At 51.3% G+C, this 16,107-nt stretch carries 14 protein-coding genes; 12 read left to right on the top strand and 2 right to left on the bottom strand.

What is annotated here, in order from left to right; genetic code table 11:
• Window positions 1–357 precede the first annotated feature (357 nt).
• Window positions 358–2,610: a TonB-dependent receptor gene (locus tag Abci_RS12510; RefSeq protein WP_244877682.1), complete on the top strand. Its 2,253-nt coding sequence runs from the start codon at window positions 358–360 to the stop codon at window positions 2,608–2,610.
• Window positions 2,611–2,737: 127 nt separating this feature from the next.
• On the opposite strand, the gene namA is transcribed toward Abci_RS12510, so the two are convergent.
• Window positions 2,738–3,808, bottom strand: coding sequence for an NADPH dehydrogenase NamA (gene namA / locus Abci_RS12505; RefSeq protein WP_084597667.1), 1,071 nt, complete (start codon window positions 3,806–3,808; stop codon window positions 2,738–2,740).
• A gap of 122 nt (window positions 3,809–3,930) precedes the next feature.
• Here namA and Abci_RS12500 point away from each other — a divergent pair, with 122 nt between their 5' ends.
• Window positions 3,931–4,281, top strand: a complete 351-nt coding sequence (locus Abci_RS12500; RefSeq protein ID WP_048839518.1) for a winged helix-turn-helix transcriptional regulator — start codon at window positions 3,931–3,933, stop codon at window positions 4,279–4,281.
• A 30-nt stretch (window positions 4,282–4,311) separates the two neighbouring features.
• Here the strand turns inward: Abci_RS12500 and Abci_RS12495 are convergent, their stop codons facing one another.
• A complete protein-coding gene (locus Abci_RS12495; RefSeq protein ID WP_048839547.1) occupies window positions 4,312–5,715 on the bottom strand; it encodes an aminotransferase-like domain-containing protein in 1,404 nt (467 codons plus the stop codon).
• Window positions 5,716–6,157: 442 nt separating this feature from the next.
• On the opposite strand from Abci_RS12495, the gene Abci_RS12490 reads away from it, so the two are divergent.
• The 10 genes from Abci_RS12490 (at window position 6,158) to Abci_RS12445 (ending at window position 15,703) form a co-directional block, all read left to right on the top strand.
• Window positions 6,158–6,640: an MSMEG_0572/Sll0783 family nitrogen starvation response protein gene (locus Abci_RS12490; RefSeq protein ID WP_006559294.1), complete on the top strand. Its 483-nt coding sequence runs from the start codon at window positions 6,158–6,160 to the stop codon at window positions 6,638–6,640.
• 23 nt (window positions 6,641–6,663) lie between these two features.
• Window positions 6,664–7,647 carry a Nit6803 family nitrilase gene (locus Abci_RS12485; protein WP_048839517.1) on the top strand — a complete coding sequence of 328 codons (984 nt, stop codon included), beginning with the start codon at window positions 6,664–6,666 and terminating at the stop codon, window positions 7,645–7,647.
• Window positions 7,644–8,753: an MSMEG_0568 family radical SAM protein gene (locus Abci_RS12480; RefSeq protein ID WP_048839516.1), complete on the top strand. Its 1,110-nt coding sequence runs from the start codon at window positions 7,644–7,646 to the stop codon at window positions 8,751–8,753. Before Abci_RS12485 ends, Abci_RS12480 begins: the two co-directional genes overlap by 4 nt.
• Window positions 8,750–9,313, top strand: a complete 564-nt coding sequence (locus Abci_RS12475) for an MSMEG_0567/Sll0786 family nitrogen starvation N-acetyltransferase (RefSeq protein WP_048839515.1) — start codon at window positions 8,750–8,752, stop codon at window positions 9,311–9,313. Before Abci_RS12480 ends, Abci_RS12475 begins: the two co-directional genes overlap by 4 nt.
• Window positions 9,313–10,284, top strand: coding sequence for a sll0787 family AIR synthase-like protein (locus Abci_RS12470; protein WP_048839514.1), 972 nt, complete (start codon window positions 9,313–9,315; stop codon window positions 10,282–10,284). Before Abci_RS12475 ends, Abci_RS12470 begins: the two co-directional genes overlap by 1 nt.
• On the top strand, window positions 10,281–11,453 hold the full coding sequence (locus Abci_RS12465) for an MSMEG_0565 family glycosyltransferase (protein ID WP_048839513.1): 1,173 nt from the start codon (window positions 10,281–10,283) through the stop codon (window positions 11,451–11,453). Before Abci_RS12470 ends, Abci_RS12465 begins: the two co-directional genes overlap by 4 nt.
• Entirely contained in the window at window positions 11,446–11,733 is a 288-nt protein-coding gene (locus Abci_RS12460; protein WP_048839512.1) for an MSMEG_0570 family nitrogen starvation response protein, read from the top strand. The genes Abci_RS12465 and Abci_RS12460 overlap by 8 nt, the downstream gene beginning before the upstream one ends.
• 14 nt (window positions 11,734–11,747) lie before the next feature.
• Window positions 11,748–12,995, top strand: coding sequence for an MSMEG_0569 family flavin-dependent oxidoreductase (locus Abci_RS12455; protein WP_048839511.1), 1,248 nt, complete (start codon window positions 11,748–11,750; stop codon window positions 12,993–12,995).
• A gap of 13 nt (window positions 12,996–13,008) precedes the next feature.
• On the top strand, window positions 13,009–14,784 hold the full coding sequence (locus Abci_RS12450; RefSeq protein ID WP_048839510.1) for an AMP-binding protein: 1,776 nt from the start codon (window positions 13,009–13,011) through the stop codon (window positions 14,782–14,784).
• Between the two features lie 475 nt (window positions 14,785–15,259).
• Window positions 15,260–15,703 carry a hypothetical protein gene (locus Abci_RS12445; protein ID WP_048839508.1) on the top strand — a complete coding sequence of 148 codons (444 nt, stop codon included), beginning with the start codon at window positions 15,260–15,262 and terminating at the stop codon, window positions 15,701–15,703.
• Window positions 15,704–16,107 lie beyond the last annotated feature (404 nt).

Below are 16,107 nucleotides of genomic sequence, written 5' to 3'. Positions count from 1 at the left end.
TTCGCCACGCACACGCTCTGACTTTTCCGCTCAATTTACAGAAATAATACACCCAGCAGAAGAGTGCAGGGTGCGCTGCATGCAAATTGCACCAACAGAGCGTTTGCAGAAACTATATGGTATAGCATATTGCATATATTGAACTGCAAGTCTACTATCTTCCCCTGTCCGTCCCCCTGCCGTCATGAGTCTTAAATTTTCTTTCCCTAAGATTTTCTAGAGTCACTCGCACACACTCACCCTTCGCAGAAGAAGTTGCTCGTTATGCCTATCCAACAATATAGCAAATGCTATTTCTTAAAGCACAGGTATTCTAAAAAGATCACCAGCCATAAATGCGCTCCATCCAGTTTGGGTTTGCGTGCCACACTATGTTCCTGCGTAGTGGTGGGATTAGGCTGGAGCAGCATAAATGCAGCAAAGGCTGACGAGACTGTACCCCACGCTCCTCGGGCCGCCGTTAAGAACCCGGCAGCAGCGGTACGGAGTGTCGGGGCTGAAAACCGCCAGAACCCAAAGGCCACACAACGCCCCACTTCGCCCGGCACGCATGAGGCACCTGCTCCTGAGAAAATCAATGTCGTTGGCCACCTCAATCAGGAGCGCACGCGCATTTTTCCTGGGTTAGGGGCAGTCGATTACCACATAGACCAGCGCCAAATCACCACGACGCCTGGGGGACAGAACGCGGCTTTTAGCCAAATTCTTCTGCGTGTTCCGGGCGTTGTGCTGGATAGCTATGGAGAGGTGCATGTGCGCGGTGAACATGGCGGCCTCACCTATCGGGTCAACGGCGTATTGCTACCTGAGGGCTTGAACGGCTTCGGGCAGGAGCTTGATAGCCGCATCATCCAGTCAGTGGATCTGTTAACGGGCACTCTCCCGGCTCAGTTTGGCTTTCGCACGGCCGGGGTGGTGGACGTTACCACCAAAACCGGCAACAGCCTGAAACATAATCAGGTCTCCCTTTATGGCGGGAGCTACAATACGTTCGTGCCATCCGTGCAGTTTGGCGGGCAGCATGGAAAGCTGGACTACTTCACAACCGTATCGTTCACACGCAATGCCATCGGCATTGAAAACCCAAGCAACACATTCCGGGCCGTGCACGATGTGACAGAGCAGGAGAAAGCCTTCTCCTATCTGTCCTACCATATTGACGATATCAGTCGGGTCACGCTGCTGACCAGCGCCTCCTACGCGGATTTTGAAATTCCGAATTCATTTAAGACGTTCGATACCAATAGCCCGGACTACTCCACCATCTATGATGTGGCTGGCTTGAACCCGCATGATCCGTCAATGAACTGGGCCAAGATGAATGACAGCCAGACGGAGCAAAACTACTACGCGGTGCTCTCCTATCAGCGTACAACGGACAAACTGAATTTCCAGGCCTCCCCCTATTTTCGCTATGGCCGGATTGATTACACCCCTGATCGTGACCGGGACCTGATTTATCAAGGTGTGTCCGAGCATGAGGTCAACGATTTCACGACCGGCGGCATGCAGTTTGATCTGTCGTATGAGGTCGCCCCGCACCATACGTTGCGAGCCGGTCTTTTGGGGCAGTACACGTCTGAACGACTGGATACCAATACGCTGGCCTTTCCTGTCGATGCGCAGGGAAACCAGAAATCAAATGTGCCCGTGCGCGTGATTGATAATACGGGAAACTGGTCTGTTGAAGCCGGAGCGTATATTCAGGATGAATACAAAATTACCAAGAACCTCACATTCAATTACGGCATCCGCTACGACCGGTTCGCCTCCTCATTTGGTAACGAGGGGCAGCTCAGCCCCCGCGCCAACATGGTCTGGAAGCCCACACGCAGCACTACCCTTCACATCGGCTATTCTCGCTATTTCGCGCCGCCTTCGCCTCAGTATGTCTATCCCTCAACACTGGCCAAATTTGTGGGCACGACCAATGCTGCCGCCAATATGATCAATGACGCGACGAAGGTCGAAAAATCGAACTATGTGGATGGCGGTATTCTCCAGCGCATTACGCCAGAGTTCCAGATCACGCTTGATGCCTATGCCAAATGGGCGCACGACCTTACGGATCTCGGGCAGTTTGGCCGTGCAGTAATTCTGGCTCCGTTCAGCTACAAACGTGGCCGTGTTTATGGTGCTGAGTTTGGAAGTTCATGGAAGCATGGCCCTTGGTCAGTCTTCGGGAATTTTTCTTATGTAAAAACGTCTGCACGGGACATCAATTCCGCGCAGTACCAGTTTGATATGGAGGAGCTGGCCTATATTAAAAATCACGCCATCCAGCTTGACCATCAGGGAGAATATACCGCCACAGCCGGTGCTTCATGGTCTACAAAACACGATATGGCCTATGTAGATTTCGTGTATGGCTATGGACTGCGCAGCGGCTTTGCAAACCTTGAGAAACAACCGCAATATGACGTGTTCAACATTGGTTACCAGCACAGCTTTACAAAGGTACCTTTCGGACACGCCATCAAGGTACGCGCTGATGTCGTCAATTTATTTGATAAACGCTATCAGCTCAGAAATGGCAGCGGTGTAGGCATTTATCAGGCACAGTATGGCCAGCGGCGAGGAACATTTTTCTCTGTTGTATCTGAGTTCTGATAACACTGCTCGGTCATAGCTTGTGGGTATGCAAGCCTGACTTGCGACTTTGAAAGCCTTTGCGGCCAGAGTTAGCTTTTTATAGGAGCTAACTTTGGCCGTTGTAACGGCTCACGGTAAGCGTATTTTACCCGGCAGTTGTATGAGGAAGTGCTGGTGTGGGGCGGGGCTGAGTGTTAAGCCACCACGCACCATAGCGGGTATATTGATCTGGCACTGGGATGCTGACCCGTAATTCATCAGCCGCAGTTCTTGGCCAGAAAGGGTCTCGTAGAAGTGCCCGGCCAATAAAAACCAGATCGGCTCGCATATTGCCAATAATGTCGGCAGCCAGATCTCCGGTTTCAATCAGCCCAACGGCACCTGTCATAATGCCTAATTTTTCTCGGAGCAGCGTTGCAGCAGTGACTTGATACCCCGGAAAACTCTTAACGTCAGCAGGCGCAATGCCGCCAGATGAACAATCTATAAGGTCCACACCCTGCTCCTTCATCCACTGACTATAGATAACAAAGTCCTCTGGTGTGTTTCCACCATGAGCATAATCTGTAGAAGATATGCGGACAAATAACGGGCCATTCCATTCCTGCCGGACTTCATCAAGAATATGTCGCACGATACGGTAGCGGTTTTCGTGACTTCCTCCCCACTTGTCAGTCCGTTTGTTGGCCAGTGGCGATAAAAATTCATTCAGAAGATACCCATGCGCTGTGTGGATTTCCAGAATATCGAAACCTGCCAGCCGCACCCGTTTGGCCGCTGCTTTGAAGCTGTGAACAATGTTCAAAATTTCTTCGTTGGTAAGTTCGTGAGGAACCAGAGTATTTTCTGAAAAAGCAATGGCAGATGGTGCAATTGCCGTGTAGGCCTGCGTACCTTCCAGTCGTCCTGCATGTCCAATTTGTGCACCGGCTTTAGCACCCATTTTTTGTACAACCTGCACAAGGCGATTTAGACCATCAATATGGTCATCGCTCCAAATGCCAAGATCTCCTGGCCCAATCATACCGTTCTCAAGCGTTGCCAATGTTTCAAAAAAAACAAGCCCCACTCCGCCAAGAGCGCGTGCCCCATAATGGACAAGATGGAAATCGCTTACAAACCCGCCAGAAAGCGCTGAATGCATACACATTGGTGACATGACGATACGATTGCGGAGTGTAACATTGCGAAGTGTCAGCGGTTCAAACAGTTTCACAAGAATCCTCGTAGTAGTAAAGTGAAAAATTTACTCTCGTGAAAAGTAGCGTTCTAAGTTAGAAAATAAAATACTGTATAAAAAACCATATACTATACTATTGTATAGCGATGGAGGGCTGAATGAAAAAAGACAAAAGGTGGGAACGTATCCCTGGCTGTTCTATAGAGGCCGCTTTGAATGTTATTGGCGGTAAATGGAAAGGAGTTTTTCTTTTTCACCTTCTGGATGGAACAATGCGTTATAATGAATTTAGTAAGCTGGCTGTGGGCGCCTCTCCTCGACTTATCGTTAAGCAGTTGAGAGAACTGGAAGAGGACGGCCTTATTGAACGGAAAGTCTATGCCGTCGTGCCGCCAAAAGTGGAATACTCTCTCACTTCAGAAGGAAAAAGCCTTAAACCAATTCTGAAGAGTTTAAGTGGGTGGGGAGATCAGTGGATTGATAAGCGCCCCTGGACCTTAAATGAATGAAAATATAGCCTCATTACAGGGGGGTAAGTGCTACACAATGCTGTCAAACCCGAATGTCTTTTTATGATTCATTAAATCTACAATCCCTTTAAGAGAGTTTGTCAGATTTTCGCGGCTGGTTGCACTTCCCAAAGCAATGCGGATTCTTTGCGGCGGTTCGCCCTCTACGGTAAATACGCTACTGGGAACCAAGCCGAGCCCCTGCTTTCTGGCATAAGAGACAAAATCTATACTGCTCCACCATTCAGGCAGCTTAAGCCAAATATGGGGGCCTTCGGGGTGGGTGCAGTGCGTATCTCCTAAAATATCCTTTGCAATTTTTTGACGCTCTGACAACTCTTCGCGTATAGCAGAAAGAATTTGTGTAGCAGTCCCTTTTTCAATCCATCTGGTTATAAGGGCCGTCATTAACCCGGAATTGGTCAGGGTGGTGGCGCGTAAGGCGGCTGTTATTCGGGTGGAAAGCTCTACATCCGGGGCACACATAAATGCCAGCCTTAAAGACGGTGAAATAACCTTGGAGAGAGACGCAACATAGAAAACTCGATATGGGTCTAATTGCGCCAAGGCGGGGAGAGGGTTTTTCAAGAGCAAGCTGTAAGGATCATCTTCCAGAATATACGCATTATGTTTTCTCGCGATAGAAAGGATCCGTTTGCGTCGCTCAATGGACATGGTGGATGTGGTTGGGTTTTGTATTGTGGGCGTGCAGTAAATCAAACGGGGTTTGAGGCGCGAACACGCATCCTCCAGTTGATCCGGCACCATGCCCTCAGCATCGCTGTCTATGCCTTTTATAAGAATATTAAATTGGGCACACACGGTCCGTATGCCCGGATAGGTAAAGCGGTCAGTTACCAGCACATCGCCCGCCTTCAATAGCGTTGTCACAATTGCAGCAATCGCGGCTTGTGCTCCGGGTACAATTAAAATGTCGTCCTCATTGCGTGACCCAATAACGGGAGACACCCAGCGGCAGGCCTGCTTTCTTTCATCCGTCGTGCCGCCCGTCAGGCGGTAAGAGAGCAGGGCGTGCAGATCTTGTTGCCGCAATATGCTGCTAAGTTCGGTTTGGATGAGGTTTTTTATGGAAGGGTCTTCAGGAATTGGTGGCAAATTCATTGTAAGATCAACCACGGCCTGGTTTGTATTTTTCCAGCGTGTTTCTGATGCACCGATTCTAATGAATGTACCGCGCCCTACAGTTGCTTCAATAAGACCCTGTTTACGCGCTTCTGAAAAAGAACGTGTAATTGTTGTCAGGTCAGTGCCTAATTCTTTCGCTAAACTGCGCTGTGGTGGCAGTTTATCGCCCTCTCCAATCACACCTTTATTGATGGCTTCTATAAGAGCATTAGGAATGGAGAGGTAAATAGGGCCGGGATTATGCTCGATAAAAAATTTCATGATTTTTATTAGTTCATGCGTGTTCATTTTTTTTCTCATACAACCCGGCTACGGTTCTTCTCTAGCACAGGGGAGAAGGAAGGTCTGCCATTAAATCCATACATACTGAAAATCGTTGCATACATTTTTAGAACGAACGTAATTTTTATTCAGTTTCAAGGCGTTATGGAGGTTAATCCTACCATAATATAAGGTGCCACTGATCATCTCGGGTGAGGTCTGCGCCGGATAAATAGAAGATATAAGCATTTTATTTCGAGAATAAAAACTAAATCATATCAAACGCTTATCTAATTGTCTTTATTCCCACCGCTAATTGTCTTTATTTGCTTGCCTGAAAACTTAGTATATCTGGGTAAATGAATGGATATGTATGTATTTCGTGGTTCGACAATTTAAAATGTTCATGTCATGTTTTTGAGTGCGAGGCAGGCTTGACTGTATTCTCGAAACGAAATGGAAACGTATCATGCCAGAAATCGAACACGCACCCCATAAAGATGGTGACTGCTTTGTTAACTATGAAAACAAAGTTTTCGAAGATGTTAAGGCCAAACCCGGTGAAAAGGCACTTATCACCTTTCATACCGTTGCCAACGAAGGGTCAGTCGGGTTTGTAAACCTGCTTCAGGCAACTCGTCTTATTCGTAAGGGGTTTGAAACCTCTGTTCTGCTTTATGGGCCGGGTGTTACCCTTGGCGTGCAGCGCGGTTTTCCACGGCTGGGCGATGAAGCATTTCCCGGTCATATGAACTGCAACAAGCAGATTGCAAAAATTATTGAAGAAGGCGGTAAGGTTTATGCTTGCCGGTTCGCACTTCAGGCTTTGTATGGCTACGGTGAGCATAACCTTATTCCGGGTATTACCCCTATTAACCCGCAAGATGTGCTGGACGTCATTCTCCTCGCCCGGCGTGATAACGCCTTTATTCTGAATACCTGGACGCTCTAAGAGTAGAGGGGAGGGCTGCCATCATGTCCCGTATCGTTCGCGCTGCTGCTATTCAAATTAGCCCTGTGTTGGGTGATGATGGTTTGGGTACAGCCCGGAAAGTCTGTCAGGCCATCCGCGATGCCGCCGAAAAAGGCGTAAAGTTGGCGGTCTTTCCCGAAACTTTTATTCCCTATTATCCATATTTCTCATTCATCCAGCCCGCTTTTCGTTTTGGCGCGGAGCATTTGGCGCTTTATGAACGCGCTGTTGTGATCCCCGGTCCAGTAACGGATATGGTGGCAGAAGCCGCACGGGCAACCGGCATGGTTGTTGTGTTGGGCGTTAACGAGCGTGATGTAGGCACGCTTTACAATACGCAAATCATTTTTGATGCCACTGGCGAAATTTTGCTCAAACGTCGGAAAATCACGCCCACCTATCATGAGCGGATGGTCTGGGGGCAGGGAGATGGCGCAGGGTTAAAGGTGGTGGACACTGCCGTGGGCCGCGTAGGCGCTCTGGCCTGTTGGGAACACTATAACCCATTGGCCCGCTACGCACTTATGACGCAACATGAAGAAATTCATTGCGCCCAGTTCCCGGGGTCTCTTGTCGGTCAGATTTTTGCAGACCAGATGTCCGTAACAATCCGTCATCATGCGTTGGAATCCGGCTGTTTTGTTGTCAACGCCACAGGTTGGCTGACAGAAGAACAGATCAAGGAAGTCGCGCGTGACCCTGCATTGGAAGGTCCGCTGCGTGGTGGCTGCTTCACCGCCATTGTCTCACCAGAAGGTAAGTTTTTGGGGGATCCGTTAATGGAAGGGGAAGGCATGGTGATAGCTGACCTTGATTTTGCCCTGATAACCAAACGCAAGCGCATGATGGATTCCGTTGGGCATTATGCAAGGCCAGAACTTCTGAGCTTGCTGCACAACACACAGCCTGCACGCACGGTGCACTATGTTGGCGAACGCGACGAAGAAGGTGCTACGGCATTCGCCAAGACAGGAGCCGCGCCATGACAGTTCCAACCCTTGGCACGCTGTCTGGCCGTAAACTTGTGACAGATTTGCAGTCTTTTGGCCTGCAAATTGGTGAGGAAACGGGGGGTATTTCCCGTAAAGGTGGGGCTGGTCCTTCCGACCATAAAACCATCACCATTGCGGGTCAGACCATTATGGTGCCGGTCTATACCTCAGGTGCCCGTCATTCTCCCTTTCAGGCCAGCAAGCCTAATAGCAGCGGGGCGAGTGTTTTGGTTAAGGATGGGCAGGCTCTTGGCACGATCCATTTTCCAGCCGCGCCACGGTTTTATGGCTTAAGCACTGCGGACGGTATTCCTTACTGGAAAATTGCCCTCCTGCATGGGCGGGATACCTTGGCGACGACAGTGCACCAAACCTGCATTCGCTACGCTGACAGGCGTACGTCTTGCCAGTTCTGTGCCATCGGCCAGTCGCTGGAAGCAGATCGTACCATTGCATATAAAACACCTGCGCAACTGGCAGAGGTCGCTAAGGCGGCGGTGGACCTGGATGGTGTGCGTGACATGGTGCTCACAACCGGCACGCCGAATGTGATTGACCGGGGTGCAGCCGTATTGGCTGAGTCCGCCCGTGCTATTAAGGCTGCGGTCGCGCTGCCTTTGCAGGTGCAGTGTGAGCCACCGCGTGACCATACGTGGTTCCAGCGGCTGCGTGATGCCGGAGCCGATAGTCTGGGTATGCACCTTGAAGCAGCAACGCAGACCGTGCGTGAAAAAATCATGCCGGGCAAAGCAACTGTCAGCGTTGACCGTTATATGGATGCGTTTGCCAGCGCGGTGCCTATTTTTGGTCGTGGGCAGGTAAACACCTACATTTTGGCAGGCTTGGGGGACAGTGCTCAGGATATTCTGTCTCTGGCTGAACGTCTAATCGCACTCGGAGTTTATCCCTTTGTGGTGCCGTTTGTCCCCATTTCCGGCACACCTCTCGAAAATCATACACCGCCATCGGCTGACTTCATGAAATCAGTGTTGGCACCCCTTGGTCAGATGTTGCGGGCCGTAAACATGAAGTCCACCGACATCCGGGCGGGGTGCGGGCGGTGCGGGGCATGTTCTTCTCTGTCGGCTTACGAACAATGAAGGACTTGATTGAAGGTCTGGAAAGCCGCCCCTTTATCCCGACCGAATACGTGGTGCGCCTTGCCCGCACACCGTGGGAGCGGGCAGGCTACCATGCTTTGCGCCGGGAAGTTTTCTGTAAAGAGCAAAAGGTGTTTGCTCAAGACGACCGGGACGGGATTGACCAAACCGCCATACCCATCATTGCAGCCTGTTGTATGGCGGGTATGCCAGACCGGGTTGTGGGGGCGGTGCGCATTCACGAGCCAGAACCCGGCGTATGGCGTGGTTCCCGTTTAGCCGTGCAGGCGGATCATCGCAAACTTGGGCGTATTGGCGCAGAGCTGATCCGTATGGCGGTCAGCACGGCGCACGGCTTGGGAGCCACGCAGTTTCTGGCGCAGGTGCAGGAGCAGAATGTCCTGTTCTTTCGCCGTTTGCACTGGAAAAGCCTGGGCGCCATCACCCTGCACGGCTTGCCACATCATGACATGCAGGCTGATTTGTCACGCTATCCGCCGCATGGTCTGGAGCAGACATGGCTGCTGCGCCCGCAACCTCGCACTCGGCAGGTGGCGTAATGGCACAAGGTTTGAAAGCACTACTGAGCACGCTAAGGCAGAGCCGCGCCCTGACTGCCAAGCAGGATATTGCGGCAGTCGCAGCCCTTTTGCCACAGGCAAACACCACAGCAATCCGTTTGGGAGATGACTGCGCTGCTATTCCGGATGGTGATGGTTATTTGTTGCTGGCCAGCGAGGGCTTTCAAGATAGCTTTGTGCGGGCCATGCCATGGTTTGCGGGGTATTGCGGTGTCATGGTCAATGCCAGTGACATTGCCGCTATGGGCGGGCGGCCCATAGCTGTGGTTGATGCAGTGTGGAGCGAGACTTCTGAGGCCGCAGCCTTGGTCGTTCGGGGCCTGCAAGATGCTGCGTCTACTTATGGTGTGCCTGTTGTTGGCGGCCATACCAATATGCGCAGCACTCACAATTCGCTCTCGGTTGCCATACTCGGCCGCGCACGCCGCCTGCTGACCAGCTTTGATGCGCAACCCGGTGAGGTGCTGATTGCCGCGATAGATTTACGTGGCCACTGGCATGACCCGCATCCGTTCTGGGATGCGAGTTCGGCTCTATGCGGCACAGAAGAGAGCGCCCGTTTACGGGGGGATCTGGAAGTTCTACCGCGTCTTGCAGAAGACGGCCTGAGCCATGCAGCTAAAGACATTAGCATGGCAGGGCTTTTGGGGACGGCCCTTATGCTGGCAGAATGTTCGGGTATTGGTATGAACATTACGCTCGATAGCGTGCCCCGACCAGACGGCGTGCCTATGGAGCGCTGGTTATCAGCGTTTCCCAGCTATGGTTATATTTTAACGGCCCAGCCCGAAAACGTTTCTGAAATTCTTAATCGCTTTCAGGAGCGCGGTATTGCCGCACAGGCTATTGGACAGTGCACCACCACAGAGCGCCTAGACGTACGGTGGGGCGATGACGCGGAAACTTTTTGGGACCTGACCCAAACGCCGCTCATGGGGTGGGGCGCATGAGACTGTCCGTTGGTATTCTCACCCACTCCACCAACCCGCGTGGCGGTGTTGTGCATGGCATGGCTCTAGCCGAAGCCCTGCATGATGCCGGGCATGATGTTACCCTTATTGCCCCGGATGATACTGGCAAAGGTTTTTTTCGCACACCGCGTTGCGCCAGCTTATGTATTCCTGCCGTACCAGAGCCCGATTTAGCTACGCTGGTAGAGCGCCGCATAGGCGAGATAAAAGACGGCCTGCGTGGTAGATTTTTTGATGTGCTGCACGCCCAGGATCCCATAAGCAGCAACGCTTTGGCCGATTTGCAAGAAGAAGGTCAAATAACAGCTTTTGCGCGCACGGTGCATCATCTGGATAGCTTTACAAACCCTCTTCTTGCTGCCCGGCAAGGGCGTGGGTTTACAGCAGCGACATGCCTTTTCAGTGTCAGTGCTGTGTGGGAAAAACACCTGCACGTGCACTATGGTTTAAAAGCCCCCGTAGTGGGTAATGGGGTTGACCCCGTAAGTTTTACAGCACTACCCACAATTCAAGATGCCACTCTTCGCGCACGCTACCATTTACCTTCAGGTAAACGCCTTATCTTGGCTGTCGGTGGGGTAGAGCGCCGTAAAAACACAGTGCAGCTTCTGGATGCTTTTATCGGGCTACGCCAACAGGGCGCAGACCTTCATCTGGTTGTGGTAGGTGGCGCATCCCTTCTGGATCACTCTTCCTACCGCACACTGTTTGATACCCGCCTGAAGGAGAGTGGTCAGAGCGCGCATGTCACGCTCACCGGCCCCGTGGCGGAGGAGGATATGCCCGCCTTTTACCGGCAGGCTTCGGTTCTGGCCTATCCGTCCAGCACAGAAGGGTTTGGTTTGTGCCCGCTGGAGGCCTTGGCCTGTGGCACACCCGTTATTGTGCCAGACATGCCCCCCTTTACGGAGCATTTTGCACGAGACGATGTGCTGTGGTGCCGCTCAGGCCATCCCGACACTCTACTTTTGGCACTGTATGACGGCCTGACACCCCAAAGCCAAGAGCGCTTTAGCGTGAAAGGCCCTGCAACGGCCAGTCGCTTTACATGGCAAGCGGTGGCAGCGCGTCATCTTCCTGTTTACCGGCATCTGGCGGCTTTCTCTCACGCCAATGCCTCAAATGAAGAAGTTTCTACCCATGCCTGAAATGACATTTCGTGTTCGCTGGCCTGATGGAAAAGAGGCTGAGTGTTACTCCCCTTCTTTGGTTATTCAGGACTACTTTACGCAAAATCAGGATTACACACTGCCTGATTTCTTACAAAAAGCGCATGACGCATTAACCGAAGCCAGTGAGAGGGTGCGTGCGCGTTATGGCTTTCCCTGTAGTCGCGCCCTCGGGCAGTTGCACAGTATCAAACAAGCCTGCGCGCAGTTTGTAAACATACCAGACGCGCAAGTGCGCGTTCTAACCTTCACTTTCTAAAAACGGATCTCACTATGACACAGACCGAAAAGAGCATTCCTGTTGTGATTGTTGGCGGTGGGCAGGCTGGCCTTTCCATGAGCTGGTACCTTTGCCGGGAAAAGATAGAGCATATCGTTTTTGAAGCCAAAACTGCCTGTCATTCATGGGATGATGAACGGTGGGATAATTTTTGCCTTGTAACCCCCAACTGGCAATGTGAGTTGCCAGGCCACCCGTACACAGGAAAAGACCCGCACGGGTTTATGGTGAAGCAGGAAATTATTGAGTATGTAAAAGGCTTCGTAAATTCTTTTGCGCCACCCTTGCATGAGCATACGCCCGTTACGTCTATCACGCGGCAGGAGGGTGGTGGATATCGTGTTGTGGCGGGCGGTGCCGTATGGATCGCGCAACACATTGTAATTGCCTCTGGTGCGTATCAGGATGCGGTTATTCCTGGTTATGCCAGCGCAATCGAGTCTTCTATTTATCAGGTGCATTCACAAGATTACCGTAATGCAGATCAACTGCCAGAAGGCGCTGTGCTGGTTGTAGGTAGCGGTCAGTCTGGAGCGCAGATTGTGGAAGATCTGTTTTTAGAAAATCGTAAAGTACATCTGTGCGTTGGCTCAGCGCCGCGTGTGTCCCGCTTCTATCGTGGGAAAGACGTTGTAGACTGGCTGGCAGACATGAAGTTTTATGATTTAACGGTAGAAAATCACCCCTTGCGTGATGGTGCGCGTGATAAAACAAACCATTACGTAACAGGCCGAAACGGTGGACATGATCTGGACTTACGCCTTTTTGCCAAAAACGGTGTAGGCCTGCACGGAACACTCCAAACCATTAGGGATGAGGTGGCACATTTTCTGCCAGACCTGACAGAAAACCTTGATGATGCTGACAAAACAAACGCAGATATTAAAAAATCTATTGATGCTTACATCGCGCGTGAAGGCATAAGCGCACCAGTTGAAGAGCCTTATGTTCCCGTGTGGAAACCAGACGGCAGTAATATGCCACTGGATTTAAAAGCGGCTGGTATTACGTCAATCATCTGGTGTATCGGCTTCCGTCCGGATTATCGCTGGATTGATGTTCCTGTGTTCAATGGCGCAAATAAGCCCGTGTGGCACCGGGGTGTGACAGATATGCCGGGCTTCTATTTTCTCGGCCTGCCTTGGCTGCATACATGGGGGTCTGGGCGTTTCTCCGGTGTCTCGCGTGATGCTGCGTGGCTGGCAAGCCAGATTACCGGAAAAGATGTGCCTGTAGCTTAAGGAGCGTAGCATTATGCTGCCATGGACAACATACGAGGCAATGGCGGATGCGGCTCTAAATCAACCAGAAGCGTTCTGGTTAGAAGCCGCACAACGTATTACATGGCAGCAGGCTCCTACCATTGCCTGCCAGCACCGCGCAGATGGCTGGTATGACTGGTTTGCCGGTGGGGTCCTTAATACCAGCTACAACGCGATAGACCGGCACGTTGAGCAGGGGCGAGGGGCACAGGCGGCTTTTATCTGGCATTCCTGTGCCAGCAAAGAGCAGCAGGTTGTCACGTATAAAGAGTTGCAGGACAGGGTAGCCCGGTTTGCTGGCGGCCTGCGTGCCCTTGGTGTGGGAAAGGGGGATCGTGTCCTGATCGCCATGCCCACACTGGTTGAGACTGCAATAGCCATGTTGGCCTGTGCTCGTCTGGGTGCTGTGCATGTTGTGGTTTTTGCCGGGTACGCAGCGGCAGAACTGGCGCGCCGGATTGATGATGTTGCTCCTAAGGTTATTATCATCGCCAGTTGCAGCTTTCAGGGGCAAACGCCTCTTCCAGCCATGCCGATTTTAAATGACGCTTTGCGTATTGCTGCGTATAAGCCCAAGGCTTGCGTTATTGCACAGCGTGAGGCCTGCCCAGCGCCTTTGATGCCCGTACGCGATCATGATTTTTATAGCTTGGAACAGTCTTCTCCTGTAGCGCCTGTCCCCGTCTATGCTGAAGACCCGCTTTACATTCTTCATACTTCTGGCACCACTGGTAAACCCAAGGGCATTGTGCGCGAGAATGGTGGCCATGCGGTTGCCTTGGCGTTGTCCATGCCGTTAATTTATGGCTGCAAACCGGGTGATGTCTTTTTTACAACGTCTGACTTTGGCTGGGTAGTTGGGCATTCTTACGGTGTTTACGCTCCGTTGTTGAGTGGATGCACCAGCGTAATTGTAGAAGGTAGCGTTTCAGCATCAGCTATGCGCATGCTGTGTCAGAATTACGCAGTAAAGTGCCTGTTCACAACACCCACTCAATTGCGGGTTATACGTCAGGAAAGCCGTAATCTTGCAGGCGTGCTTTTACCAGCACTTGCCCGCATTTTTGTTGCTGGCGAATATGCTGAGCCCACGTTGTTAGAATGGGCGCGCTCGTACTTTCAACGGGCCGTGGTCAACCATTGGTGGCAGACAGAAACCGGGTGGAGCATCACAGCCCATTTTTTCGGCCTGCCGGAACAAGAACCAAAAGCACTCATGAATGATATTGGGCGACCAGCACCTGGGTTTTCCCCAGCGCTTCTTTCCTCCATGCCAGACGATCGGTGTGGGGAAGTTGTCCTGAGGCTGCCTCTGCCACCGGGTTGCCTCGCCGGTATTTGGCAAAATGGGACCACCAAAGTTCCTGAAAACTATTTTGACAAATCTGGCGAATACTACCGTACGTTTGACGAAGGGATGATCACATCAGATCGTGCAGTTCATATGCTAGGCCGTTCTGACGACGTGATTAAGGTGGCGGGACGCCGTATTTCAGGTGTGCAGATTGAAGAAATTATTTTGTCCCACCCAGCTGTTTACGCCTGTGCGGTTGTCGCTATCTCTGATGCCCTAAGAGGGCAGCGGCCTGCTGCTTACGTTGTTGCCACGGCACAGTGCACAGCCAATATGAGTGTAATGCGCTCTGAGATTATAGGGCAGGTTAACCAGGCAATAGGGAAGTGGGTAGGCCTTAAGGATTTACACTTTGTGGCGCAGTTACCAACAACACGCTCAGGAAAAATCCTAAGGAAGAAGATTTCTCTGTAGGCACTAAGACCCAGCTCGACGCATACCGATTATGATTTTTCTATCCAAAACGATGCGAACATCACAGGAGGCTTAAGATCTATTTTTTGTTAGTAGAGAGGGTAGCCTGCCGGAATGTGGCGTGTAGGCAAAGGCCGTAAGCTTTGGCTAGAATGTATCAGCCTGTCATCGGTCGTTTTACAAATTCATTATTGCTTGGCACCACGATAGTTTACACCGTGCCGGAGTTATGCGCCGGCTCAGAATATCATCCGCCACATTAGAAGACGCGCGAAGTTCTTCTTCATTCACGCACAACACATCTTGTTTGGGTTTTGGGGTGGCGTTAGCAAGCTTGAAATGACCGTAAAGAGGCGAGTGCCGTCCGTCTGGTTCCATCTTGCTGAGCGGATAGGGCGCTCCAAGGAAAAATGGAAGCTCGGCTTTCAATCTGGCATAGATAGTTAGCAGTTCGTCGGCGGAGGATGCTCGAATCATGGAACTAACGTTTGTAAAATGCAGTGGCAAATATGACGGACTAACCATCGTTCGGCATGATGGTACAACAGACAGTATCGCTTGCCCCAAACAAAGAATCATTCCGCACGAAATGGTGCATTACGCTGTTGAAAGCGTACTCTCTAATCGCGGTTTTCTTTCCTTGATAAGGGAGGGGCAGTCGGCAGCATTCACAACAGGCGGAGAGGATAGCAGCGAAGCAATAGAGCGGATGGTGGAGACGTTTCAGGCCGAACTGTGGGGTGAACGCGCTTCGGCGGCAGATCTAATCTCAACATATGAGCATGCATGTGAGGCCCGAGGACATTCTATTGCGACAGTTTCGGCAGACGACGTGGAGGCGATCAGAGATCGTCTCAGTGAGCTTACGCTACAATGGGATAGCTTACCGCAAAATGGAGCTCTGACCGTGCGTTTTTGATGCTTTTCGTAAGATAATCAGAAGTGTCTTGGTAAGCCGTTATATGCCTGTCTGTTCTAAGTCCATTCCCCTACATGATGGCGAAAATTTCCTGGAGATGACGTTTGAATTTTGTTGAGTAGAAAAAATTGTAATCCATCGGCCAGCCACTAACCATTGTGCTACGGTTCACGTAGTACTTGGGGTTATGAGAGCGTGCGCCGCGGAGCAGGGCCATTACCAGTTCATGGGATCAATGCGCTCGCGCATAACATCACCAGCACGAGGGGCATCGAATATGGTAAGACGCGTAAATGCTACTCACGATCGTATAAAATTGGTGCGAAAATTCATGTTTTTTGGAGAACAACGCCAAGATACCTTGAAAAAATGGTATCCCGTACGGGATTCGAACCCGTGTTGCC

Source organism: Acetobacter cibinongensis (genome assembly GCF_000963925.1).
GTDB lineage: Bacteria > Pseudomonadota > Alphaproteobacteria > Acetobacterales > Acetobacteraceae > Acetobacter > Acetobacter cibinongensis.
Note: the sequence above shows the minus strand (reverse complement) of the source record. Positions and strands in the feature narration are given on the sequence as shown.